Genomic DNA, 23,152 nt, shown 5'->3' on the forward strand with positions numbered 1-23,152 from the left:
CCTAGGCCCCCTCGCCGGACAGCTCGCGCACGAGCCGCTTGAAGAGGCGGCCGCGCTCGGCCATGTTGGAGAACTCGTCGAAGGAGGAGCACGCCGGGGAGAGAAGGACCGTCTCGCCCGGGCGCGCCGACGCGACCGCCGCGTCGAAGGCCTCGCGCAGGTGGGGGGCGCGCAGGACGGCGAGCCCGGAGCCCGAGGCGGCGCGCGCGGCCTCGAGCGCCGCGGCGATGCGCTCGCCCGCCTCGCCGAAGCACACCGCGACGCGGCAGCGCGCGCAGACCGCGGACGCGAGCGACGAGAGGTCGGTCATCTTGTCGTGCCCGCCCAGCATGAGGACCACCGTCCCCGCGGGGAACGCCGTGAGGGCCTTCTCCACGGAGTCGGTGTTGGTGGCCTTGGAATCGTTCACGTAGCGCACGCCGCCGACCTCGCCGGCGGGCTCGATGCGGTGCTCGATGGGCGAGAAGGACCTCAGCCCGGAGCGGACGAGCTCGTCGGCGACGCCGAGCTCGAGGGCGCACGCGGCGGCCGCGAGGGCGTTCTCGGCGTTGTGCGTGCCGAAGATCTTGAGCTCGGAGGCGTCGAGCAGGACGTGCTCCGCGCCGTCGAGGCGCACGACGAGCGTCCCCTCGCGCAGGAACGCCGCGCACGGGGAGCCGGGGTCGCCGGCCGTCGAGAGCCGGCAGACCCTGAGGCCGCGCTCCTCGCAGCGCCTGGCCGCGGCGCGGCACCAGTCGTCGTCGACGGAGACCACGGCGAGGTCGGCGGCGCCGAGGTTGGCGAGGGCGCGCTCCTTGGCGGCGGCGTACGCCTCCATGGTGTGGTGCCACTCGAGGTGGTCGGGGGTCACGTTGAGCAGGACGGCGACGCGCGGGTGGAAGCTCGTCGTCGCGGCGAGCTGGAAGCTCGAGAGCTCGGCCACGAGCCAGCCCCCCGCGGGGCGACCGGCGACGAGCTCGGTCGGCGGGGTGCCGATGTTGCCCACCGAGCTCGCCTCGAGCCCGCCCTCGCGCAGGAGGTGCGTGACGAGCGAGGTGGTGGTGGTCTTGCCGTTGGTGCCCGTCACGGCGACCCAGCGCTCGGGGCTCTCGCGGAAGGCGAGCTCCACCTCGCCGACGAGCTCGCGGGAGCACGCCGCCGCCGAGCGCGCGAACGGGGCGTCGAGGGGGATGCCCGGCGACGTCACGGCGAGGTCGAACGAGCCGCTCACCTCCTCGGTCCCGGTGACCACGCGCACGCCCGCGGCCTCGAGCGCGCGGGTGCGCTCGCCCTCGGCCGAGGACGCGCCCCCGTAGAGCGTCACGGACCGCACGCGACCGGGCGCCAGGGACGCGAGGTAGCGCGCCGCGGCCTCCCCGGTGCGCCCGAGGCCGAGGACGACGACGTCGCCGAGCAGCCGAGCGGATGACATGTTCTTCTCCCCCGCCATGTTCTTTCCCCCCAATGCGGACGTGCGGCTAGCCGAGCTGGAAGTAGAGCGCGAACCCGAGCGCGGCGAAGGCCGCCGAGATGATCCAGAAGCGGATGACGACCTTGTTCTCGGCCCAGCCGATCTTCTCGAAGCTGTGGTGGATCGGCGTCATGGGGAAGACGCGCCTCCCGGTGAGCTTGAAGCTCGCCACCTGGATGATGACCGAGAGGGCCTCGCAGATGAACAGGCCGCCCATGATGAGCGAGGTGACCTCGGTCTTGGTGAGGACGGCGAGCGCCGCGAAGGCGGCGCCGAGCGCGAGCGAGCCGGTGTCGCCCATGAAGATCGAGGCGGGGTAGCAGTTGTGCCAGAGGAACCCCACGCACGCGCCCGCGATCGAGGCGGCGAAGATCGCGAGGTTGACCTCCTCGTAGCGGAAGGCGACCATCGCCATCGCGAGCATGACGACCATCGAGCAGCCGCCCGCGAGGCCGTCGAGGCCGTCGGTGAGGTTGACGGCGTTGGAGAGGCCCGCCATGAGCAGGAAGACGAAGAAGAGGTAGAGCCACGGCACCTCGACGGTGACGCCGCCGAGCTCGAGGGTCGTGGTGAGCACCCCGAGGTCGACAGAGAGGCCGCCGGGGAAGCGCACCTCGGCGGGCACGCCGCAGGCGTTGACCGCCACGAGGCAGAACGCCACCGAGATCAGGATGAGGCCCGCCATCTTCTGGGAGGGCGTGAGGCCGAGCGAGCGCCCGTGCGCCACGGACTCGATGTCGTCGAGCAGGCCGAGCGAGCCGGTGACGAGCGTGACGACGACGGCGGCCGTGAGCCCGGCCGTCCACTCGGCGAGAAGGGCCGTGGTCACGAGGACGCCCACGAGCATGACGATGCCCCCCATGGTGGGGGTCCCCTGCTTGACGAGGTGGCGCTGCGGCCCGTCGGCGCGGACCTGCTGGCCCACCCCCTCGTGGCGCATGAGGCGGATGAAGGGGGCGGTGAGCAGGCCGGTCACGATCGCGGCGAGGCCCACGGCGAGAAACACCTGGTAGGTGGGATATGCGGGGTTTCCGATCATCGCTGGAGCACTCCCCTCACGAAGCCGTCGAGCCCGGCGGCGCGACTTGCCTTGACGAGCACGAGGTCGCCCGCGCCGAGCACGGGCGCGATGACGCGCACCGCGTCCTCGACGGTGGCGAGCCGCTCGACGCGGTCCTCCGAGAGGCCCATCGTGCGCGCCGCCTCGGCCATGGCGTCGGCGAGCTCCCCGCCGATGAGGACGAGCAGGTCGACGCCCTTGGCGGCGGCGTAGGCGCCCACGTACCCGTGCAGGCGCACCGCCTCCCCCCCGAGCTCGCCCATCTCGCCGAGGACCGCGACGCGGCGTCCCGGGCAGGCCATCTGGGCGAGCACGTCGAGCGAGGAGGCCATCGACGCGGGGGCGGCGTTGTAGGAGTCGTCGATCACGCGCGCGCCGCAGGGCGCCTCGCGCACGTCGAGCCGCATGCTCGTCGCCGTCATGGCGGCGACGGCGTCGAGGGCGGCGTCGCGGTCGAGCCCGGCGCGCCAGACGAGCGCCACGGCGAGCAGCAGGTCGTCGACGGCGGCGCGGCCCGGGACGCTCAGCGTGACCTCGCGCGACCAGCCGTCCGAGCACAGGACGCGCGCGGTCGGGCGACCCTCGTCGTCGAGGGAGACGGACTCCGCGCGGACGGCGTCTGCGGGCGCGGCGCCCACGCGCACGACCTCGACCCCGGCGGGGCGGGCGAAGCCCTCCTCGATGAAGGGCGTGTAGTCGCACGAGCTCGTGAGCGCGAGCGTCCGCGGGAGCTCGCCGAGGGCGCGCATGCCCGAGACGATCTCCGCCTTGGCGCGCGCGATGTTCTCGCGGCTCCCGAGGATGCCGATGTGGCTCGTCCCCACGTTGGTGATGGCGGCGAGCGCGGGCTGGCAGGCGGCCGCGAGGCGCTCGATCTCGTGCGGGTGGTTCATGCCGAGCTCGCAGACGAGCACCTCGGTGTCGTCCGGCGCCGAGAGCACCGTGAGCGGGCCGCCGATGAGGTTGTTGAGGTTGCCGCGCGTGGCGTGGCAGCGGCGCTGCGACCCGAAGGCGGCGGCGAGCATCTCCTTGGTCGTGGTCTTGCCCACGGACCCGGTCACCGCGACGACGAGCCAGTCGGGGTGCGCCTCGCGCCAGGCCCGCGCCAGGCGCAGCAGGAACTCCTCGCAGTCGTCCCCCTCGGCGCGGAGCACCGCGCACCCGCACTCGCGGGCCTCGGCGAGGGCCTCGGGGGCGGGCTCCGCCGACGCCACCACCGCGGCGGCGCCGAGCCGCGCGGCGGCGCCGAGGTAGGCGTTGCCGTCGACGCGCTCGCCGGCGAAGGCCACGAAGAGGCCGCCGGGCGCCGCGAGGCGCGAGTCTATGACGACCTCGCCGGCGACGTCGACGGAGCCCGGCAGGAGCACCTCCGCGCCCGTCGCGCGCGCGACATCGTCGACTGACATGTGAATCATCGTCCGACCTTTCGCTCTTGGGCGCCGGGGCGCCCGGGTGGTTACGGCTCGGGGCGCCGGGGCGCCCGCGGGGCCCCTGGGCGCCCCCTACGACGTCGGCGAGACGCCGAGGATGGTCACCGCCTGGGACATGACGTCGTGGAACACGTTGGCCGCGGACTGCGACGCGAGGTGGGGGATGTGGTTGAGGCCCACGTAGACGAGGACCTCCGGCTCGTCCGCGTTGGCGAAGCCGCACAGGGAGGCCACGAAGGACCCCTCGAGGTAGCCCCCCTCCTCGGAGGCCTGCTCGCCCGTGCCGGTCTTGCCCGCGATGTCGTACCCCTCGATCTGGGCGTTGCGCCCCGTGCCCTCGGCCACGACCGTCCTCATGATGTCGACCTCCTGCGCGGCTGTCTCGGCGGAGATGATCCTGTCCCCCGCGGGCCAGTCCACCTCCTCCCCGCCCCTTGTCACGAGGAAGTGGGGCGTGGTGGGGACGCCGCCGTTTGCGACGGCGCCGTAGGCGCGCACGATCTGGACCATGGGGATGGCGAGCGCCTGGCCGAAGGCCATCGAGCCCGCCGTGGACCCGTCGTACTCGGCGAGGGTCTTGACGAGGCCCGACGCCTCCCCCGGGTAGTCGATGCCGGTGACGTGCCCGATGCCGAAGCGATCGACCCCCTCCGCGAAGGCCTCGGGGCCGATCACCTCGCTCACGAGCATGGCCATGGCGGCGTTCGAGGAGCGCCGCATCATCTCGCGCACGGTCATGTCCATGGTGTAGTCGCGCGCGTCGTCGTCGGTCACGTAGTCGTCGCCGACCTTGTACGCGGCGGGCACGGAGTAGCTCGTCTCGGGGCCGTAGAGCCCGCGGTCGAGCCCTATCGAGGTCGTGATGACCTTGAAGACCGAGCCGGGCTCGAAGGAGCTCGACACGAGCTTGAGGTTGAGGGCCGCGGAGTCACTCAGGTCGTCGAAGTCCGCGAGCGGGGTCGAGCACGCCGCGAGGACCTCGCCCGTCGTCGGGTCGGTGACCATGACGGAGCCGGATTCGGCCTCGTAGGTGTCGACCGCGGCCTCGATGATGGACTCGCACGCCTGCTGGAGGTCCACGTCGAGCGAGATCACGATGTCGGTGCCGTTGACGGCCTCGGTCACCTGCGAGGCGCCGCCCGCGATGGGCGTGCCGGTGAGGCCCGTCTCGACGATCATCTCGCCGTCGGTGCCCGTGAGCAGGTCGTTGTACTGGTACTCGAGGCCCGTGGTGCCCACGCCGTCGGCGTTCACGAAGCCGAGCACCTGCTGGCCCACCGCCCCGTACGGGTAGGTGCGCTTGGTGTCGGCGAGGAAGTAGACCCCCGTGAGCTCATCCTCGTCGAGCGAGGAGGAGAGCGCGTCGGCGACGTCCTGGTCGACCTGGCGCCTGAGGTAGACGAACGTGGTGTCGGGGGTGGTGAGCAGGTCCATGTAGTCCTGCTTGTCCCCGCCGAGCGCGTCGACGAGCAGGTCGGCGACGCCCGAGGGGTCGGAGACCTCCTCGGGGTTGCAGTAGATGGTCTCGCACTCCTCGCTCATGGCGAGGACGTTGCCGTTGCGGTCGTAGATGGTGCCGCGGCGCGCGTGGAGCGGGATCGTGTTGGTGCGCTGCTCCTCGGCGCGCTTGGCGAGCCGCGGGGCGTCGACGACCTGGAGCCACCCCAGGCGCAGCGCCACGATCCCGAAGAGGGCGAGAAAGACCCTGCGCGTCACGGACAGTCCGCGGTCCGAGCCGCCGCCCCCCGACCCCCCGGGGCGCGACGCTCGAACACGGTACCGCGCACGAGAGGCCTCGTCGTACGAGGCCTCCGGTCGCTCGCGCCGCACGGGGCGGCTCTGTCTGTCTCTCGTTCTCACGCTAGCAAGTCTAGCCGAGGTCCGCCTGCGCGCCCGCCTCTTCCGCGCCCTGCGCAGCATCACCATCTGACGTCGCCGCCGAGGCGTCGTCGCCCTGGGAGAGCGAGACCGTCACGTGGTCGCTCGGCAGCACCATGCCGTAGTTCTGGGTCGCGATGCGGCTGATGCGCGCGTTGCTCGAGAGCACGGACCGCTCGATGCGGAGGTCCGAGCTCAGCTTCTCGGCCTCCTCGATCTGCGTCGTGAGGTCGGAGTTGGTCTGGAGCACGGCGACGGTCGCCGCGGAGAGCGCCACGCGGGCGAGGCCGAGGACGAAGAGGAAGAGCGCGACCGCCGCGACCGTGCGCGCGCGGGCGAGGAACTCGTGGGAGACGCCCCGGCGCGCCTGGGCGTCGAGGCCGCCGCCCGAGACGACCTCGAACGACGTCGCGGGACGCTCGTACGGGCGCTCCAGCTCCCGCTCGGCCGCCCTCATGCTGTATGCCTCAGATCCCTGGTACCTCATGCATCTTTCCTCGGTTGCGCGCGACTCATGCCGCTAGGTGAGCACATCATGGCAGGTACGCTGGGGACTTGAGGGTTACTTGATACTTCCCCTCGAGTAGAGCTTGAGCGTCCTTAAGAGTTACTTCAGAGTAGGTTGACGGTACGTTTAGTCTTCGTTGGTAGTGCGTTTGAGCTGCGATCTTCGTGCGTTGGTGGTGCGATTCTATGTAGACGGCGGATGCCGGCTACCCCCTGTTGCTCATCCGGTGGCGTCGAGCTTGACCGCCACGCGCATGAGGGCGCTCCGCGACCGCGGGTTGGTCGCGACCTCCTCCTCGGAGGCGACGAGCGGCTTTCTGGTCCTGACCCTGAGCACCGGCACGTGACCGCAGACGCACACCGGGAGGTCCGGCGGGCAGGTGCACCCCTGGGACAGCTCCGAGAAGACGTGCTTCACGATGCGGTCCTCGAGCGAGTGGTAGGAGATGACGCAGATCCTCCCGCCCGGGTTCGCCCAGCGAGCCGCGGCGCGCAGGCCGCGATCGAGGACGTCGAGCTCGTGGTTGACCTCGATGCGCAGCGCCTGGAAGGTCCGACGGGCCGGGTGCCCGCCCGTCCTTCTCGCCGCTGCGGGGATCGCAGCCTTGACGACGTCGACGAGCTGCAGGGTCGTCTCGATCGGCGCCTTGGCGCGGGTCTCGACGATGCGCCGGGCGATGCGCGACGCAAAGCGCTCGTCCCCGTAGACGCGAAGGATTCGGGCGAGGTCTGCTTCGTTGTAGGTGTTCACGACCTCAGCTGCGGTTAGGGTGTGGTTGCCCGAATTCATGCGCATGTCGAGCGGGGCGTCCTCGTGATACGAGAACCCGCGCTCCGGGATGTCAAGCTGCGGCGACGAGACGCCGAGGTCGAACAGGAAGCAGTCGACCCCGGGTACCTCAGCCTCGACGAGCAGGTCGTCGAGGTCGCCGAAGTTCCCCTTGAGGGGCTTGACGCTCGCCTCGGGCACCTCGCGGGAGAGGCGCTCCGTCGCGGCCGCGAGGGCCATGTCGTCCTGGTCGATCCCAAGCGACAGGCCGTCCGGGGCCACGCGGCGCGCAAGCTCGACGGAGTGTCCCGCACCACCGAGGGTGCAGTCGCACACCACCTCCCCCGGCTGGGGGTCGAGCTCGGCGAGGACCTCGGCGAGCATCACGGGTACGTGCCGATATTCTGCTGTCATGGACCCCACCCCCTTCGTCAGTCGTGATAGAGGAGCGCGTCGAGCTCGTCGTCGAGGCTCTCCTGCGCCGCGTTCCACTGCTCGGTGTTCCACACCTCGAAGTGGTCCCCGGCACCCACGATCGTGACGTCGCCCGTGAGGCCGTAGCGCTCGCGCGTCCCCGCCTTGGAGACGTCGAGCTTTCCGAGCGCCACGCGGCCGGCCGAGTCGATGTCGACCTCGACCGCACGGGCCCAGAGCGCCCTCTTGAGACGGACGTCGTTGCGACTGCGGGGATCAAAGCGATCGTCGCCGTGATCGAAGAGCGCGTCGACGTAGGCCGTGAACCCCTCGGGAGTGAAGCCGCTCACGCTCTCGCTCAGGGGCACAAGGTATATCGTCTTCTTGTCGCCATCCACGAGCTGCTTGCGGAAGACGGCCGGCAGGGTGACGCGCGCCTTGGCATCCACGGACATCGGATACGTGCCGGCGAGCATGTCACCCTCCCCTCGAGAGACAAGGACCCTGCCCCGAACGGAGCGTGCGAATACTATACGTCATCGGCGACACTTTGCGACACCAAAAAACACTTTGCCACACCCTGCGGTTGAAATATGGGTTTGGACGGTCCGTCCCGACCGCGCGAGCCCCCAGATGTAGCGTCGTTGGGGCAGGGAGGACACAAGAGGGCGCACGGTGTTCGGGACGCCGGCAAACGATTTGTGGCGCTGGGATGAAGGTGCAGCTCACGGGTGGTATGTAGCGCGAGCGACAGAAAAAGTACTGCTCAGAGTGGCAGCAGCGGGCACAAGGGCGCTCGGGCGGGGCGCCTCGGCACGGCGCGGTGGGGCGCTCGGGCGGGGCGCTCCCCCACCGCGCCCCACGCGCGGCGGACAAGGGCCCTCGGCCGCCCCACACCGCGCCCCACACTGTGCCCCACACCGCGCCCCACCAAGACGACGAAGCCCGTGACGGGAGGGACCGGCGAGCGGGGCTGCGGGGACGGTCGCCGGTGCCGCGCGCTACGACCGCGCGCGGGGATGCGCCGCGAGGTACACGCGGCGGATGTGGCTTCGGTCGACGTGCGTGTAGAGCTGGGTCGTCGCCACGTTGGCGTGGCCGAGCAGCTCCTGCACCGCGCGCAGGTCCGCCCCGCCCTCGAGAAGGTGGGTGGCGAAGCTGTGGCGCAGCGTGTGCGGGTGGAGGCCGCGAATCCCCACGACCCGACCGTACTTCTCCACGATTGCATGGACCGACTGACGCGTGAGCCGGCCCCCGCGCGCGTTGAGGAAGACCGCCTGGGTCGGCCTGCGCCCCTCGAGCGCCCCGCGCCCGCGCTCGAGGTAGGCGCCGAGCGCCTCGGCCGCGGTGCCGAGGATCGGCACCACGCGCTCCTTCTCGCCCTTTCCAAAGACCCTCAGCAGCTCCTCGTCGAGCAGGACCGCGCGCAGGTCGAGCCCCGTGAGCTCGCTCGCGCGAAGCCCGCAGCCGTAGAGCACCTCCAGGACAGCTCGGTCGCGCAGGCCCGTGGGCGTCCGTGGGAACGGCTGGTCGAGCAGCCTCCCGGCGTCCTCCACGGAGATCACGTCCGGCAGGCGCGCGGGCTTCGCGGGGAGCGGCAGGTCGGAGGTCGGATGGGCCGAGCAGATCCCGTCGCTCACCATGAAGCGGTGGAGCCCCTTGATCGCCGAGACGGCGCGCTCGACCGAGGCCGGCGCGAGGCCGGTCTCGGTAAGCTCAGCCACGTGCGCCTCCACGAGCTCGCGCGTGACGTCCTCGGGGTCGCTCACGCCGAGCTCGGCGAGCCAGGACACGTAGCGCCGCAGGTCGCGCCCGTACGCGGCGACGGTGTTGCCGGAGCTCCCGCGCTCGACGGCGAGGTACCCCAGGTACTCCCTGCGCGCCGCCTCGAGGTCCACGGCCCGCCCCTACGGGAGCGTGGTCACGTCGCGGCGCCCCACGCCCTCGTGGCGGGCGATCGCGGCGCGCACGAACTCGCGGAAGAGCGGCGCCGGGCGGTCCGGCCGGCTCTTGAACTCGGGGTGGGCCTGGCTCGCCACGAACCAGGGGTGGACGTCCTCGGGAAGCTCGACCATCTCGACGAGGCGACCGTCCGGCGAGGTGCCCGACACCACGAGCCCCGCGGCCGCGAGCTCCTCGCGGTAGGCGTTGCTGACCTCGTAGCGGTGGCGGTGGCGCTCGTAGACGAGGGGCTCGCCGTAGGCCTCGGCGGCGAGCGTGCCCTCGGCGACCTTGCACGGGTAGGCGCCGAGGCGCATGGTCGCGCCCTTGTCGGTGACGCCGGCCTGCTCCGGCATGAGGTCGATCACCGGGTAGGCGCAGGTCGGCTCGAACTCGGTCGAGCTCGCCCCCTCCATGCCGCAGACATCACGCGCGAACTCGCACACCGCCACCTGCAGACCCAGGCAGACGCCCAGGTAGGGGACCTTGTGCGTGCGCGCGTAGCGAACGGCCGCGACCTTGCCCTCGATGCCGCGCACGCCGAAGCCGCCGGGCACGAGGATGCCGTCGGCGTCGCCGAGCACCTCCTCGACGCTCTCCTCGCTCAGGGCCTCGCCATTGACCAGGCGGATGTCCACGTGGCGCCCGAAGCGCACGCCCGAGTGGTGGAGCGCCTCGATGACGGAGAGGTAGGCGTCGGGGAGCTGGGTGTACTTGCCCACCACGCGGATGCGCGTCACGTCCTCGCGGCCGTTCGCCTTGTGCATCGTGCTCGTGAAGTCGTACCAGCCCTCCATGTGGCACTCGCGCGGCTCGAGCCCCAGCCGCTCGCAGACCTTGAGGTCGAAGCCCTGCTCGGCGAGGTGGCGCGGCACGTCGTAGATCGAGGGCAGGTCGGAGTTCTCGAAGACGCAGTCGGGCTCGACGTCGCAGAAGCCCGCGATCTTGGCGCGGATGGCGGAGCCGACCTCGCGGTCCGAGCGACAGACGATGAAGTCAGGCTGGAGGCCGAAGGAGCGCAGCTCGCGGACGGAGTGCTGCGTGGGCTTGGACTTGAGCTCGTGCGCGGCGGCGATGTAGGGCACGAGGCTCACGTGGATGAGGATGCAGTCGCGCTTGCCCTTCTCGTTGCGGAACTGGCGGATGGCCTCGACGAAGGCCTGGCTCTCGATGTCGCCGGTGGTGCCGCCGAGCTCGGTGATGACCACGTCGGCGCCCGTCTGCTCCTCCACGCGGTAGAAGCGCTCCTTGATGGCGTCGGTGACGTGAGGGATGACCTGCACGGTGCCGCCGAGGAAGTCCCCGGCGCGCTCGCGGCTGATGAGGCTCTGGTAGATGGCGCCCGTGGTGAAGTTGGAGGCGCGCGTGAGGTTCTCGTCGATGAAGCGCTCGTAGTGGCCGAGGTCGAGGTCGGACTCGTAGCCGTCCTCGGTCACGAAGACCTCGCCGTGCTGGAAGGGGCTCATCGTGCCCGGGTCGACGTTGAGGTAAGGGTCGGCCTTCTGCATCATGACGTGGTAGCCGCGCGCCTTGAGCAGCCGCCCGAGCGAGGCAGCGGTGATGCCCTTGCCGAGCGACGACACGACGCCGCCGGTGACGAAGATGTGCTTGGTGGAGTGAGTGGCCATGTGAGGGACCTTCCCGTAGGGGGCGCGTCGGGGCGCTCAGTTTCAACTACGGGTCTCCATAGTAGCGCGCTCGGGCGAGAAGAGCGGCGCCGCTCGCCGATTCTGACGCATGAGCGAAACAGTGCGACGCGAGGCCGAAACACTGAGACGGGGCGGCGCGGGAAGCGGGAGGCGCCCGGCGGCGGCCGGGCCGCTACAGGTACTTGCGCCAGTCGTCCTCGTCCTCGTCGCGCTCCTCGGCGGCGCGCTCGGCGGCCGCGGCCGCGGCGCGCTCGGCGCGCGTCACGTACGGCGCCGCGTTGGCCTCGGGAAACGTCGAGAGGGCGTGCTCGAAGACCTCGAGGTTCTCGTCGGCGCGCCCGCGCGGGACGGCAAAGGTGACCTCGCGCGCGACGTGGGCGCCGGTCGCGAGCTCGGCGCGGAAGGCCTCGGCCACCGTCGCCGCGTCCCAGCCGAACACGCCGCAGCCGAAGGCCCCCAGGACGAGCTTGTCGTGGCCGAGCTCGTCGGCGATTGCCATCACCATGCGGACGCGGTCGCGAAGCGCCGTCAGGAGCGCGTCCTCGGAGACGCGGTACTCCTCGCGGGCGCGCCGGGCGTTGGGGGCGGCGGCCACGATCACGTCGGCGTACGAGTGGAAGGAGTCGCGCTCGAAGCGGACGCGCGGCACCACGAGCGCGCGGTTGCGGTAGAGCTCGCAGTTGACGTTGCGCCGGCGGTTCTCGGCGTACCAGCCGCCCTTCTCCGAGAGCACGTTGAACAGGAAGCTCTCCGAGCAGAGCGCCTGCTCCTGGCCCCAGGCCCCGCGGTCGTACCCGCCGCCGGGCCTCGTGAACGAGGCGAAGTCCAGGACGGCGAGGTCGCAGGCGGACGCCAGGCCGCGCCCGCGCTCGAGCACCGCGGACACGGTGTCGCCCTCGACCACGCTCACCTCCGGCACGACCCCCTCGACGGTGACCGAGGGCGCCCCGTCATAGGCCCGCGTGTCCGCGACGGCCCGGGAGACCTCCGCGGAGAAGCGCCGCTCCATCTCCTCGGTGTGCCGCCTCGCCTGCTCCGCGCGGCTCGCGCCGCGCCCCGTGCGCCCGCTCTTCTCGGCCATGCGCGCTCCCCTCGTCGTGTGCTGCGGACATTATCGCGCAACGAGCGGCGGCGGGGCGGGCGGAACGCCGAGCGGCGGGGCCCGCGGGCCGCGTGCGGGTTGTGGACGAAATCGGGAGCCAGACCGACCGGAACCCGCACGTAACGCACGGGCGTGCGGGTTGTGGACCCTCTGGGGCCGGATTCCGTCCGAAACCCGCACGTTCTCCAAACACGTGCAGGTTGCGGACGGTTTTTGATTGGATTTCGACCGGAACCCGCACGTACCCCCGGACCCCGGAAGCGGCGGGCGCTACCGGGCGGCGCGCGACGCCAGCATCTCGCGGGCGAGGTCGCGGCTCGCCGCGCCCGTGTCCCCGGAGAGCATGCGCGCGACCTCGGCCACGCGCTCCTCGCCCGCGATCTCGGCGAGCGTGGTCTCGGGCAGCTCGCCGCCCGACTTGCGAACCAGGTAGTGCTTCTCTGCCGCCACGGCGACCTGCGCGAGGTGCGTGACCACGATGACCTGGTGGGTCTTTGCGAGTCGGGCGAGCACGCTCGCGAGCGCCACGGCCGTCGCACCTCCCACGCCGGCGTCGACCTCGTCAAAGACGAGCGTCTCGCAGTCGTCCGCCTCACCGAGGACCACCTTGACCGCCAGCATCACGCGGCTCACCTCGCCGCCGGAGGCGATCTTGCGCAGCGGGCGCGCCGTGAGCCCCGCCGCGGGCCGGTAGAGCAGCTCGACGCGAGAGGGTCCCGACCGGGTCCACTCGGCGCGCGGGAGCCGCTCGCAGGCGACCTCCAGCCCCGCCGTGCCCATCTCGAGGAAGCTCATCTGCTCGGAGACCGCCTCGGCCAGCCGCGGCGCCGCCTCGGAGCGCACCGCGTCGAGGGCGTCCGCGGCGAGGGAGAGCTCCGCCTCCCGGCGCTCGAGCTCCTCGGCGGCGCGCCGCTCGAGCTCGCCCCCGTCGCTCGCCGCCGACACGACCTCGCGCGCCTCGTCGCGTCGCGCGAGCACGTCGGCCATGCGCGGTCCGTAGGACCTCATGAGGCCCTCGAGCTGGGCGAGCCTGCCCTGCACGCGCTCGAGCTCCTCGGGGTCGAAGTCGACCTCGTCGGCGTAGTCCCTCAGCTCGGAGGCGACGTCCTCGACGTCGATCAGCGAGCTCTCGAGCGAGCGGGCCCACGAGTCGAGCGCGGCGTCGTAGCGGGAGGCCTCGCGCAGCGCGCGCACGGCGTCCCCGAGCGCGTCGCAGGCGCCCCCGTCGCCCGAGAGCAGCTCGCGCGCGCCGGAGGCGGCGCCCATCAGGGCCTCGCCGTGCTCCACGCGCGGCAGCTGAGCCTCGAGCTCCTCGAGCTCCCCCTCCCGCGGGTCGACCTCGTCGATCCGGCGCAGGACGAAGGCGGCCTCCTCGAGCCGCTCGCCCGTCGCGCGGCCCATGTCGCGCACGCGCTCGAGCTCCGCGGCTGCCTCCCGGGCGGCGGCGAGCGCGTCGCGGTACGCCTCGAGCGCCTCGGCCGCCCGCGCGCCCGCCCACGAGTCGAGCACGGCGACGTGGGCCTGGGGGGCGAGCAGGCGCTGGTGCTCGTGCTGGCCGCAGAGGTCGACCGTGGACCCCACGCGCTCGGCGAGCTCGCGCACGCTCGCCATGTGGCCGTCGAGCTCCACGCGCCCGCGGCCGTCCGACCCCACGCGCCGGCGCACCACGGTGCCGTCCTCGCCGTCCCCGCGGCAGAAGAGCCTGCCCTCGACCTCCAGGCGCGCCGCGCCCTCGCGCACCATGCCGGCGTCGGCGCGCTCGCCCACCAGGAGCTTGATCGAGGAGAGCAGCGCCGTCTTGCCCGCGCCCGTCTCGCCGGTGAGCACGGTGAGCCCCGGCGCGGGCTCGATCGAGGCGTCGTGAATCAGCGCGACGTCGCGCACGTGAAGCTCGTCGATCATCTACTTCCCCACCTGCCCGTAGAAGACGCGGGACACGGAGTCGTAGAAGCTCTGGGTGCTGCGGTCGAGAAGGACGACGTCGCCGCTCCCGCGCCGCACGCACGCGCGCACCCCCCGCGCCCCCCTCTCGCAGGGCACGGGCTGGCCGTCGGCGAAGAAGTGGCGCATCACCGGGCGCTCGGGGCTCATCTCGATCTCGACCACGTCCGAGGGCGAGGTGAGGAAGGCGCGCGCCATGATGGTGTGCGGCGCGATGGGCACGCAGACCATGCCCGCGAACTCGGGCGTCACGATGGGGCCGCCCGCCGCGAGCGCGTAGCCCGTGGAGCCGGTCGCCGTCGAGACCACGAAGCCGTCCCCGCGCAGCCGGTCGATGTGCTTGCCCGACACGGAGACGTCGAACTCGACCATGTTTCCGGCGCCCCCGCGCGAGACCGCGAAGTCGTTGAGCGCGAAGCAGTGGCTCGTGGAGAGGGTCCCGTCCTTCGCCTCGAACGTGCACTCGATGTCGAGCGTGGCGCGGCGCGAGACGTGGAGCTCGCCCGCGAGCGCGTCCTCGACGGTCACGATGAGGTCCTCGGGACCCGCCGCGGTGAGAAAGCCGAGGTGCCCGTATGAGATGCCCACGATGGGGACGCCCTCGTAGCCCACGATCCGCGCGGCGCGCAGCAGGGTGCCGTCGCCGCCGAGCGACACCACGAGCTCGCAGCCCCGCGCGGAGTCCTCGGCGTCGGGAAAGAGCTTCTTGTTGTGCGCCCACCGCGCCTCGATGCCCCGGTCGTCGAGCCACTCCTCGAGGTGGCGCGCACCCTCCAGGGCGTCGGGGCGAGAGTAGTTGGGAACGATGAGGACCTTCACGGGAACATCTCCTGTCAGAAGTCTCCGAGCGGAAGTAGAACAAGTGTATCACTGCGCCGGAGCCTCCGGGCGCGCCCACACGCTCAGATTCTACCCGCCCGCGGCGCGGCTAGGCGCGCCGCCTCCCGCAGAGCAGGTACTCGACGTTTCCCTTGTGGCCGGTGATGGGGCTCTCGCAAGTCCCCGAGACCGCGAGGCCGGCGTCCTCGAAGGCGGCGGCGACGCGCCCGAGCGCGGCTCGGCGCACGGCCTCGTCGCGCACGACGCCCCCCTCCCCCACGTCCTCCCGCGCAGCCTCGAACTGCGGCTTCACGAGCGTGAGGAAGGTCCCCGCCGGCCGCAGCAGCTCGAGGACGGCGGGCAGCACGGTGACGACCGAGGTGAACGAGACGTCGCAGACGGCGAGGTCGACCACGCCCGCCCCCACGAGCGCGGGGACGTCGACGATGTTGGTTCGCTCGAGCAGGCGCACGCGGGGGTCGCCCCTGAGCTCCCATGAGAACTGGGCGTAGCCGACGTCGACCGAGATGACGGAGGATGCCCCGCGCTTGAGCAGGCAGTCGGTGAAGCCACCCGTCGAGCAGCCGACGTCGAGGCAGTCGAGCCCCGTCGGGTCGACGCCAAAGGCGGCGAGCCCCCGCTCGAGCTTGAGGCCGCCGCGGCTCACGTAGGGCAGCCGCCCGCGGACGTGCAGCTCGATGCCGGGACGCACCTGCTCGCCGGGCGATGTGAGGCGCCGGTCGCTCGTCGAGACTTCGCCCGACATCACGGCGCGCATCGCCTCGTCGGCGGTCGAGAAGAACCCCTGCTCGACGAGCTCAGCGTCGAGGCGCCTGCGACGGGCCATCAGCGCCCTTCGGCGACCGGGGCGTCGGACTCGTCCCCGGGGGCGTCGTCGGGCCGGGGACCCTCCCCGTAGGAGCCGGCGGGCGCGTCCTGTCCCTCAGAGTCCCTGTGGTCCTCGACGAGGCGCGCCTCCTCCTCGGGCGAGAAGTCCGTGGCGTCGACGAGGCTCACCGCCTTCGAACCGAGGGCGATTGCCTCGTCGAACAGGTCGAGCGAGCGCTCGAGCGACACGTCCTTGTCGCGCACCTGGGCGACGATGTCATCGAGGCGCTCGGTGATCTCCCCGAAGGTCTGGTATCGCGAGACGTCGACGCGCGGCATTACTCTGCCTCGTCGTCGGCGGACCCGTCGGGGTCGGGCGACTCGGCGTCGCCCTCGGCCCCCGAGCGCTCGCGGGCGGCCTCGCGGGCGGCGGCGATCACGTCGACGCCGGCCTCGATGTCGTCAGAGACGCGGCCGAGCACCCCGTTGACGAAGCGGGAGGACTCGTCGGTGCCGTACGCCTTGGCGAGCTCAACGCACTCGTTGATGGTGACGGCGAGGTCGACGTCGTCGACGCAGAGCATCTCGTAGAGCGCGAGGCGCAGCAGGTTGCGGTCGACGGCGTTGAGGCGCCCGAGCGACCAGCCGGTCGAGCGCACGGAGATGATGGCGTCGAGGTCGGGGCGCATCTCGTCGGCGCCGAGCGCGAGCCGGCGCGCGTAGTCGTCGAGCGGCTCGGCGTCCCAGAGCACGTAGTCGCCGTCGAGCACGGAGAGGACGGCCCGGGAGTTCGCCTCCGCCTGGAAGAGGAGCTGGAGGGCCTGGCTGCGTGCGAGCGTGCGCCCGCCAATGTGAGTGCTCAAGTTACTCCTTGGGGAAGACGAGGCTGTCGATGCACACGTCGACGGCGGCGACGCCGACCCCGATCTGCTCGGTGATGGCGGCGGCCACCTCGTCGCGCACGTCGGCGGCGAGCTTGGTGAAGGGGTAGCCGTAGAAGACGGCGAGGTGCACGGTCACGTGCAGGCGATCGTCCTCGACGAAGGACTCGACCGCCTTCTCGGGGGCGACGGACCTGCTCGTGAAGACCGAGATCAGGCTCGAGGCGATGTCGTTGCCGCCCACGGAGGCGACGCCCTCGACGCGGCGGGCGGCAATGGAGACGATGGTGGAGACGACATCCTTGGAGATGCCGATGCCAGAGACGTGAAGCTCGCTTTCGGCCATGGAGACCCCCTTGTCGAATCCGGGCCCTGTGGCCCGCTGCGTGCACTGCTCTGTTCAGTATACCCGTTGGCGACGCGGCCGCGCCGCCGACAAAAAAGCCCGCGGGGGACGCCCGCGGGCCACGAGGCGATGCCTGGGGGACCTAGACGCGGCTCACGAACTTGCCGGTGCGGGTGTCGACCTTGATGTGCTCGCCCTGGTTGAGGTACATCGGGACCTGGATGACGGCGCCGGTCTCGATGGTGGCGGGCTTGGTGCCGCCCTGGACGGTGTCGCCCTTGAAGCCGGGGTCGGTCTCGGTGATCTCGGCCTCGATGAACATCGGGGGCTCGACGCCGAGCAGCTCGGTGTCGGCGTAGAGCAGCTGGGCGTTGTCGTTCTCCTTGAACCACTTGGCGTTGTCGCCGATGAAGTCGACGGGCAGCTCGACCTGCTCGTAGGTCTCGTTGTCCATGAAGTAGTAGGTGCCGCCGTCGTTGTAGAGGTACTGCATCTCCTTGGTGATGAGCTGCACGTTCTCGAACTTGGTGCCGGCGTTGCAGGTCTGGTCGATCACGCGGCCGCTCTTGAGGTCGCGGATCTTGTAGCGGACGAAGGCGCCGCCCTTGCCGGGCTTGACGTGCTGGAACTCGACGATCGTGTAGTACTTGTCGTTGATCTTGAGGCCCATGCCGTTCTTGAAGTCTGCGGTGCTGATGGTTGCCACGTGTGCTCTTTTCCCTCTATGCCCGCTCGGGGCGCGTACATACGGGTACCGATTTTAGCACCACGGCGCCATCTACGCGCAGATTCCATGACGAGCGCGCGGCGTGCGGAAACAGGGGCAGCCGGAGCCTGGCCGCAGGCCGGACCGCGCCGCGCCGGCGGGACGGAAGCGCGCTCCCGCAAAAACCCGCACCGATTGGGTAGCATTTTTTATGTTGGCCGCCCACGCGTCCACGCCCAAGGCCGTTAGAGCCCACGATATGACGCATTTGCCGAGCGATTGGGTGGCGCGACGCCCTCGGGGAGCGCCTCGCCGGAGGGGGCACTACCCAATCATCGGGGTTTTCTCGCAAATCAGCCCTGTCCGAGTGACGCCCACGCAGCAGAATGCCCAATGGCAGCCCGTTTTGGGCAAGCACGCACGGGCCGCGGTTCGAGCGCGGCGCAGGAGCAGGCGTGCACGGGGAAGCGGTGCGAGCGAGGCGCAGGGGCAAGCACGCACGGGTCGCGGTTCGAGCGCGGCGCTGGGGCAGGCGCGCGCGGGACGGGCGTCAATCGTGACCGGCCCAGCCCGGACGGCCCGGATTGCCCGACGCCGGCCTAGGGCGCCGAAGCGCGGGCGAAGGTGCCCCTACCCGCGACGAAAGATCCGGTTGAAGAGCCCGACGCACCCCGCGCGCAGCACGCCGAAGAACGTCTCCGAGCGCACGATCTTCTCGGCACCTATGTGCGCGCGGATGGCGCGCAGGGTGGCGTGGTTTCTGCGCGTCGAGAAGGCGAAGTGACCGTTCTCCTTGGTGAAGACGGCGAAGCGCGGGATGATGCGCCCCCCGAAGAGCACCGATGCCGCGATGTGGTCGATCTGGTCCCAGGGGATCTGGATGTAGTCCTCGACGTTGCGCTCGTTGTAGTACTCGAGCGCGCGGTCGCCCACCATCATGGTGCCCGTGGTCGACAGGCCGACGAACATGCTCGCGGGGACGGTGTACTCGACGGAGGTGTTCTGAGACTGTGCCATTGCGGCCGTCCTCTCTGAGTGATTCTACGGTCGGCGGGGCCTCGTGCCGGCCCGCGGCGGGGCCTCGGGACGCGCTGCGCCCCGGACGGCAAAGGGGCCGCGCCCCGCACGAAATGCCATTGTGACACTTCTGCGAGAGCGCGGCCCCGAGAAGACGGGTCGGCCGCGACCGTGGTCGGGGCCGGACCCCGACGTCAGGTCCTAGAGCAGGCCGGCGAGGTGGCCGAGGATGCCCACGGCGAACATGCCGATGATGATGACGATCGGGGAGACCTTCTTCTTGAGCAGCCAGCAGCACAGCAGCGTGACGCACACGGCGGCAAGGCCCGGGATGAGCTGGTCGAGGTTGGCCTGGAGCGTGGTGACCTTCTCGACCTCGAGGCCGGTGGCGCCGAGGGAGGAGAAGCTGCTCAGGGCGTCGTGGATGGCCTGGGCAACGCCCGAGGAGTCGGCCGTGGCCTGGATGGCGCTCCAGTCGATGTAGGCGCCCTCAGACTGCGTGACGGTGGAGACGGTCGGCGCGAAGGAGATGGACACCCAGCGCTGGACCAGGCCGCCGATGACGAACATGCCGAGGATGGAGGCGCCCTCGGTGATCTTGCCCATCAGGCCGCCGGAGAGGTCCTTGGTGATGGAGGTGCCGAGCTTGTAGCCGAACTCCTGCGTGTACCACATGAACAGCAGGCGCATGGCGTTCCACACCACGAAGAAGAGAATCGGGCCCATGATGGAGCCGCCCATCGCGAGCGAGGCGCCGAGCGCGCCGAGCAGCGGGCGGGCGGTGAACCAGAAGACCGGGTCGCCGACGCCGGCGAGCGGGCCCATCATGCCGACCTTGACGCCCTGGATGGCGGTGTCGTCGACGGGGGCGCCGTTGGCGCGGTCCTCCTCGAGGGCGAGCGTGACGCCGATGACGGGCGAGGAGACGTACGGGTGCGTGTTGTAGAACTCCATGTGACGCTTGAGCGCCGCGATCTGGTCATCCTTGTTGGTGTAGAGCTTCTTGATGGCCGGAATCATGGAGTAGCACCAGCCGCCGTTCTGCATGCGCTCGTAGTTCCAGGAGCCCTGCAGGAACTGGTGACGCCACCAAACGGAGATGCGGTCCTTCTTGGACAGCGTGATCTTGTTCTCTGCCATGTGTAACTCTCCCCCTTTCCTACTCGTAGTCGTCCAGGATGTCGCCGAGCGGGTCGCCCGAGCCGCCTGCAGCGCCGGCACCGGACTTGGCGACCTCCTTGAGGCCCAGGTAGATGAGGGCCAGGGAGATGCCGATGACGCCGAGGGCGATGAGGGTCAGCTGAGAGATGGCGGCGAGGCAGAAGCCGAGCGCGAAGAACGGCCAGACCTCGGTGGTCGCCATCATGTTGATGACCATGGCATAGCCAACCGCGGCGACCATGCCGCCGCCGATGGTCATGCCCTCGTTGAGCCACGCGGGCATCATGTTGAGGGCGCCCATGACGGCATCGGACGGGATGAAGCAGAGGGCGGCAGCCGGGATGGCGATGCGGACGCCCTGCATGCAGATGGCGATGATCTGCCAGATCTCGATCGAGGTGAAGTTGCCCTTGGCGGCCGCGGCGTCCTGGATGTGGACGACGGGGATGGCGAGGGTACGGACGATCATCGTCAGGAAGAGGCCGGCCACGGAGAGGGGCACGGCCACGGCGATGGCCGTTGAGATGGCCTGGCTCTGGTCGGCGCCGGAGTTGAGCGCGAGGACCATCAGGATTGCCGAGGCCACCGACGCGAGCGCCGCGTCAGGGGCGACGGCGGCGCCGACGTTGGCCCAGCCGAGGGCCATCATCTGCAGGGTGCCGCCGAGGATGATGCCGGCGTCGAGGTGGCCGCTCACCAGACCGATGAGCGTGCACGCGACGAGCGGCTGGTGGAACTGCCACTGGTCAAGAACGCCTTCCATGCCGGCGAGGAAGGCAACGATGACAATCAGGATGATTGTGAATACCGACATGTTTCCCTCCTTCTTATGCCTGTGCGGCCAGCTCGGACTTGGCCTTCTTCATCATGGAGTCGAAGTTCTCGGGCGAGTCAGCGGGGACCTTGCGGACGTCGAACTTGATGCCCTTGGCCGCGAGCTTCTCGATCGTGTCGTAGTCGTCCTGGTCCATGGCGATGGCCTGGGTGACGACGACCTTGCCCACGGAGTGGGCCATCGAGCCGAGGTTGACCTCCTTGATGTCCACGCCGCCCTCGACGCACGCGAGGAGGTCCTGCGGGGTCTCGAAGAGCAGCATCGCCTTGGTGGCGCCGAAGCGCGGGTCCTTGGAGACCTCGATCATCTTCTTGATCGGGATGACGTGGGCCTTGACTCCAGGAGGCGCCGCCTGCTGGATCATGGTCTTGCGCAGCTCGTCGTGAGCGACGCCGTCGGAGACCACGATGATGCGGTCGGGGTTGGTCTGCTTGGTCCACGTGGTGGCAACCTGGCCGTGGAGCAGACGGGTGTCGACGCGGCACATGACGAACTTGATGTGTCCGTCACCGAGGACGGTGCCCTCGGGAATCGCGCCGGCGGGAGCGGCGGCAGGCGCGGCGGCGACAGGGGCGGCCTCCGCGGGAGCGAGCTCCTCGGGCTTGATGCACACGCCGGCCTTGGCCTCGGGGTAGATGGCCTTGGCGACGTCGGCGGCGGAGTCGCTGCCCATGCGCTCACCGTAGGCGGAGATGAGCATAGGCAGGTTCATGCCACCAACCGCAACCCAGGTCGGGTGCTCCTCCAGCAGGAGCGAGACCTGGTTCCAGGGCGTGCCACCCTGGAGGTCGACCAGGAACAGGACCTGCTCCTGGTCATCGAAGCCGGAGACAGCCTCGAGAATCTTGGCCCTGAGGTCGTCTGGCCCCATGTCGGGCGTGAGCGTCACGGCGGCGACGTTCTCCTGGGGGCCAAAGATCATCTGGCCGGACATCTTGATGCCCTCGGCGAACGAGCCGTGACTGGCTAGAACAATGCTAACCACCGCATACCTCCTTTTCAAAAACGCGGACTCTTACCTTGCCAAACGTACGCGCAGCGACAGGTTCCCCCCTGTACACGCTTTCTCCCCCATTGCTCCACGCACCGTCCACATTTTAGCAAGTTGTGAGCAGATGGTGAAGGCGTTTCGTCCGCATTTCTGAACGTCGCCGACAGGGCGGGCGAACGGCGAGAAGGACCTCGAGGCAGACGACCCCCGCGGGGCGCCGAAGAGGCCCCGCGGGGGTCGCGCCTAGGCTCTTCTCGTCGTGCGCCGGCCTAGCGGCCCACGATGACGAGGTCGTGCGTGGAGCGGGTGAAGGGCTCGTATCCGTCCTCGGTCACCACGCCGAAATCCTCCAGGCGGATGCCGAACCTGCCCGGGAGGTAGACGCCCGGCTCGATGGTGACCACGGCGCCGGCGGGAACGGGCCTGTCCCAGGAGCGGTTGAAGTTGGGCCGCTCGTGAATCTCGAGGCCCACGCCGTGACCGAGCCCGTGCCCGAAGTAGTCGCCGTACCCCGCCTCGGTGATGACGTCGACCGCCACCTGGTGGATGTCGCGCCCGACGACGCCGGCGCGGACGGCGGCGGCGCAGGCCTCGTGCGCGCGGCGGACGACGTCGTAGACCGCGCGCTGCTCGTCGCTCGGCTCGCCCACGCAGACGGTGCGGGTCATGTCGGAGTGGTAGTCGCGGAAGCCCGCGCCGTAGTCCATGACGATGAGGTCGCCCTCCCCGACCACGTAGGGGCCGGGCTGGGCGTGGGGGTTCGCACCGTTGGGGCCTGCCGCGACGATGGTGCCGAAGGAGAGCTCGTCGGCGCCGTGGGAGAGCATGTAGTTCTCGAGCTCGACGCGGATCTCCTGCTCGGTCTGCCCCGCGCGGATGAAGCCGCAGATGTGGTCGAAGGCCGCGTCGGTGACCTCCTGCGCGCGGCGCATGAGCTCGATCTCCTCGGCGTCCTTGACGCTGCGCAGGTCGCAGATGTCGCCGTGGAGGCGCGGGGTGAGGCAGGCGATCGACGACGACGCGCACGCCGCGCGGAAGTCGTCGAAGAAGGCGAGGGTGCAGGTGTCCTCGACGGCGACCACCCGGGCGCGCGCCTCGCGCACGCGCGCGGCGGCCCAGGCGGGGGCGTCCACGGGGTCCATGTCGATCCGCCAGGGGCAGTCCTCGCCGAGGCGCTCGCGGAAGGTGTTGTAGTAGCGCGAGTCGGTGTGGAGCCAGAGCCCGTCGGCCGTCACGACGGCGGTGTGCGCGGTCTCGAAGTCGAAGGTGCGCTCGGAGCCGGTGAACCAGCGCAGGTCGGGGTTGTTGCGCAGGATCACGGCGTCGTAGCCGCGCTCGGACATGAGGGCGCGCAGGCGCGCGACGCGCCCGGCGCAGGCCAAGCTGTCTGCCATGGTGGTTCCTTTCTCGAAGGGGTTGGGACGGAT

General features: G+C 70.6%; 22 protein-coding genes. All 22 read right to left on the minus strand.

The window, feature by feature from the left end:
- Position 1: 1 nt before the first annotated feature.
- The 22 genes from murD to BQ7106_RS03980 all read right to left on the minus strand — a co-directional run bounded on the left by murD (position 2) and on the right by BQ7106_RS03980 (position 23,119).
- The gene (gene murD / locus BQ7106_RS03875) at positions 2-1,429 is read right to left on the minus strand and encodes a UDP-N-acetylmuramoyl-L-alanine--D-glutamate ligase (RefSeq protein ID WP_240307422.1); all 1,428 of its coding nucleotides are present in this window, start codon (positions 1,427-1,429) and stop codon (positions 2-4) included.
- Between the two features lie 28 nt (positions 1,430-1,457).
- Complete coding sequence (mraY, locus tag BQ7106_RS03880; protein WP_072371516.1) at positions 1,458-2,489, minus strand: phospho-N-acetylmuramoyl-pentapeptide-transferase; 1,032 nt, start codon at positions 2,487-2,489, stop codon at positions 1,458-1,460.
- Entirely contained in the window at positions 2,486-3,925 is a 1,440-nt protein-coding gene (locus tag BQ7106_RS03885) for a UDP-N-acetylmuramoyl-tripeptide--D-alanyl-D-alanine ligase (protein ID WP_072371520.1), read from the minus strand. The genes mraY and BQ7106_RS03885 overlap by 4 nt, the downstream gene beginning before the upstream one ends.
- 87 nt (positions 3,926-4,012) lie before the next feature.
- The gene (locus tag BQ7106_RS03890; RefSeq protein WP_338064443.1) at positions 4,013-5,656 is read right to left on the minus strand and encodes a peptidoglycan D,D-transpeptidase FtsI family protein; all 1,644 of its coding nucleotides are present in this window, start codon (positions 5,654-5,656) and stop codon (positions 4,013-4,015) included.
- Positions 5,657-5,810: 154 nt separating this feature from the next.
- Complete coding sequence (ftsL, locus tag BQ7106_RS03895) at positions 5,811-6,305, minus strand: cell division protein FtsL (protein WP_072371526.1); 495 nt, start codon at positions 6,303-6,305, stop codon at positions 5,811-5,813.
- A gap of 240 nt (positions 6,306-6,545) precedes the next feature.
- On the minus strand, positions 6,546-7,508 hold the full coding sequence (gene rsmH, locus BQ7106_RS03900; RefSeq protein ID WP_072371529.1) for a 16S rRNA (cytosine(1402)-N(4))-methyltransferase RsmH: 963 nt from the start codon (positions 7,506-7,508) through the stop codon (positions 6,546-6,548).
- 17 nt (positions 7,509-7,525) lie between these two features.
- Positions 7,526-7,984, minus strand: coding sequence for a division/cell wall cluster transcriptional repressor MraZ (locus BQ7106_RS03905; RefSeq protein WP_072371533.1), 459 nt, complete (start codon positions 7,982-7,984; stop codon positions 7,526-7,528).
- Between the two features lie 525 nt (positions 7,985-8,509).
- Complete coding sequence (locus BQ7106_RS03910; RefSeq protein WP_072371536.1) at positions 8,510-9,406, minus strand: site-specific tyrosine recombinase; 897 nt, start codon at positions 9,404-9,406, stop codon at positions 8,510-8,512.
- 9 nt (positions 9,407-9,415) lie between these two features.
- The gene (locus tag BQ7106_RS03915) at positions 9,416-11,077 is read right to left on the minus strand and encodes a CTP synthase (RefSeq protein ID WP_072371539.1); all 1,662 of its coding nucleotides are present in this window, start codon (positions 11,075-11,077) and stop codon (positions 9,416-9,418) included.
- A gap of 193 nt (positions 11,078-11,270) precedes the next feature.
- On the minus strand, positions 11,271-12,179 hold the full coding sequence (locus BQ7106_RS03920) for a TIGR02452 family protein (RefSeq protein WP_072371542.1): 909 nt from the start codon (positions 12,177-12,179) through the stop codon (positions 11,271-11,273).
- A gap of 291 nt (positions 12,180-12,470) precedes the next feature.
- Positions 12,471-14,102, minus strand: coding sequence for a DNA repair protein RecN (recN, locus tag BQ7106_RS03925; protein WP_072371546.1), 1,632 nt, complete (start codon positions 14,100-14,102; stop codon positions 12,471-12,473).
- On the minus strand, positions 14,103-14,960 hold the full coding sequence (locus BQ7106_RS03930; RefSeq protein ID WP_072371549.1) for an NAD(+)/NADH kinase: 858 nt from the start codon (positions 14,958-14,960) through the stop codon (positions 14,103-14,105).
- Positions 14,961-15,069: 109 nt separating this feature from the next.
- Positions 15,070-15,807: a TlyA family RNA methyltransferase gene (locus tag BQ7106_RS03935; RefSeq protein ID WP_072371553.1), complete on the minus strand. Its 738-nt coding sequence runs from the start codon at positions 15,805-15,807 to the stop codon at positions 15,070-15,072.
- Positions 15,807-16,127, minus strand: coding sequence for an exodeoxyribonuclease VII small subunit (locus BQ7106_RS03940; RefSeq protein WP_072371556.1), 321 nt, complete (start codon positions 16,125-16,127; stop codon positions 15,807-15,809). The genes BQ7106_RS03935 and BQ7106_RS03940 overlap by 1 nt, the downstream gene beginning before the upstream one ends.
- Entirely contained in the window at positions 16,127-16,651 is a 525-nt protein-coding gene (gene nusB, locus BQ7106_RS03945; RefSeq protein ID WP_072371559.1) for a transcription antitermination factor NusB, read from the minus strand. Before nusB ends, BQ7106_RS03940 begins: the two co-directional genes overlap by 1 nt.
- Position 16,652: 1 nt before the next feature.
- Positions 16,653-17,015 (minus strand): Asp23/Gls24 family envelope stress response protein, encoded by a 363-nt coding sequence (locus BQ7106_RS03950; protein WP_072371562.1) that lies wholly within the window; start codon positions 17,013-17,015, stop codon positions 16,653-16,655.
- Positions 17,016-17,157: 142 nt separating this feature from the next.
- Positions 17,158-17,721, minus strand: coding sequence for an elongation factor P (gene efp, locus BQ7106_RS03955; RefSeq protein ID WP_072371565.1), 564 nt, complete (start codon positions 17,719-17,721; stop codon positions 17,158-17,160).
- 630 nt (positions 17,722-18,351) lie between these two features.
- Positions 18,352-18,738, minus strand: a complete 387-nt coding sequence (locus tag BQ7106_RS03960) for a DUF956 family protein (protein ID WP_072371568.1) — start codon at positions 18,736-18,738, stop codon at positions 18,352-18,354.
- Between the two features lie 201 nt (positions 18,739-18,939).
- Positions 18,940-19,878, minus strand: a complete 939-nt coding sequence (locus tag BQ7106_RS03965) for a PTS system mannose/fructose/sorbose family transporter subunit IID (protein WP_072371571.1) — start codon at positions 19,876-19,878, stop codon at positions 18,940-18,942.
- Between the two features lie 19 nt (positions 19,879-19,897).
- Positions 19,898-20,713 carry a PTS mannose/fructose/sorbose transporter subunit IIC gene (locus BQ7106_RS03970; protein WP_072371574.1) on the minus strand — a complete coding sequence of 272 codons (816 nt, stop codon included), beginning with the start codon at positions 20,711-20,713 and terminating at the stop codon, positions 19,898-19,900.
- A gap of 13 nt (positions 20,714-20,726) precedes the next feature.
- Positions 20,727-21,719 carry a PTS sugar transporter subunit IIB gene (locus tag BQ7106_RS03975; protein ID WP_072371578.1) on the minus strand — a complete coding sequence of 331 codons (993 nt, stop codon included), beginning with the start codon at positions 21,717-21,719 and terminating at the stop codon, positions 20,727-20,729.
- Positions 21,720-21,994: 275 nt separating this feature from the next.
- On the minus strand, positions 21,995-23,119 hold the full coding sequence (locus BQ7106_RS03980) for a M24 family metallopeptidase (protein WP_072371581.1): 1,125 nt from the start codon (positions 23,117-23,119) through the stop codon (positions 21,995-21,997).
- Positions 23,120-23,152 lie beyond the last annotated feature (33 nt).

It is taken from the genome of Thermophilibacter mediterraneus, from assembly GCF_900119385.1.
Classification (GTDB): domain Bacteria; phylum Actinomycetota; class Coriobacteriia; order Coriobacteriales; family Atopobiaceae; genus Thermophilibacter; species Thermophilibacter mediterraneus.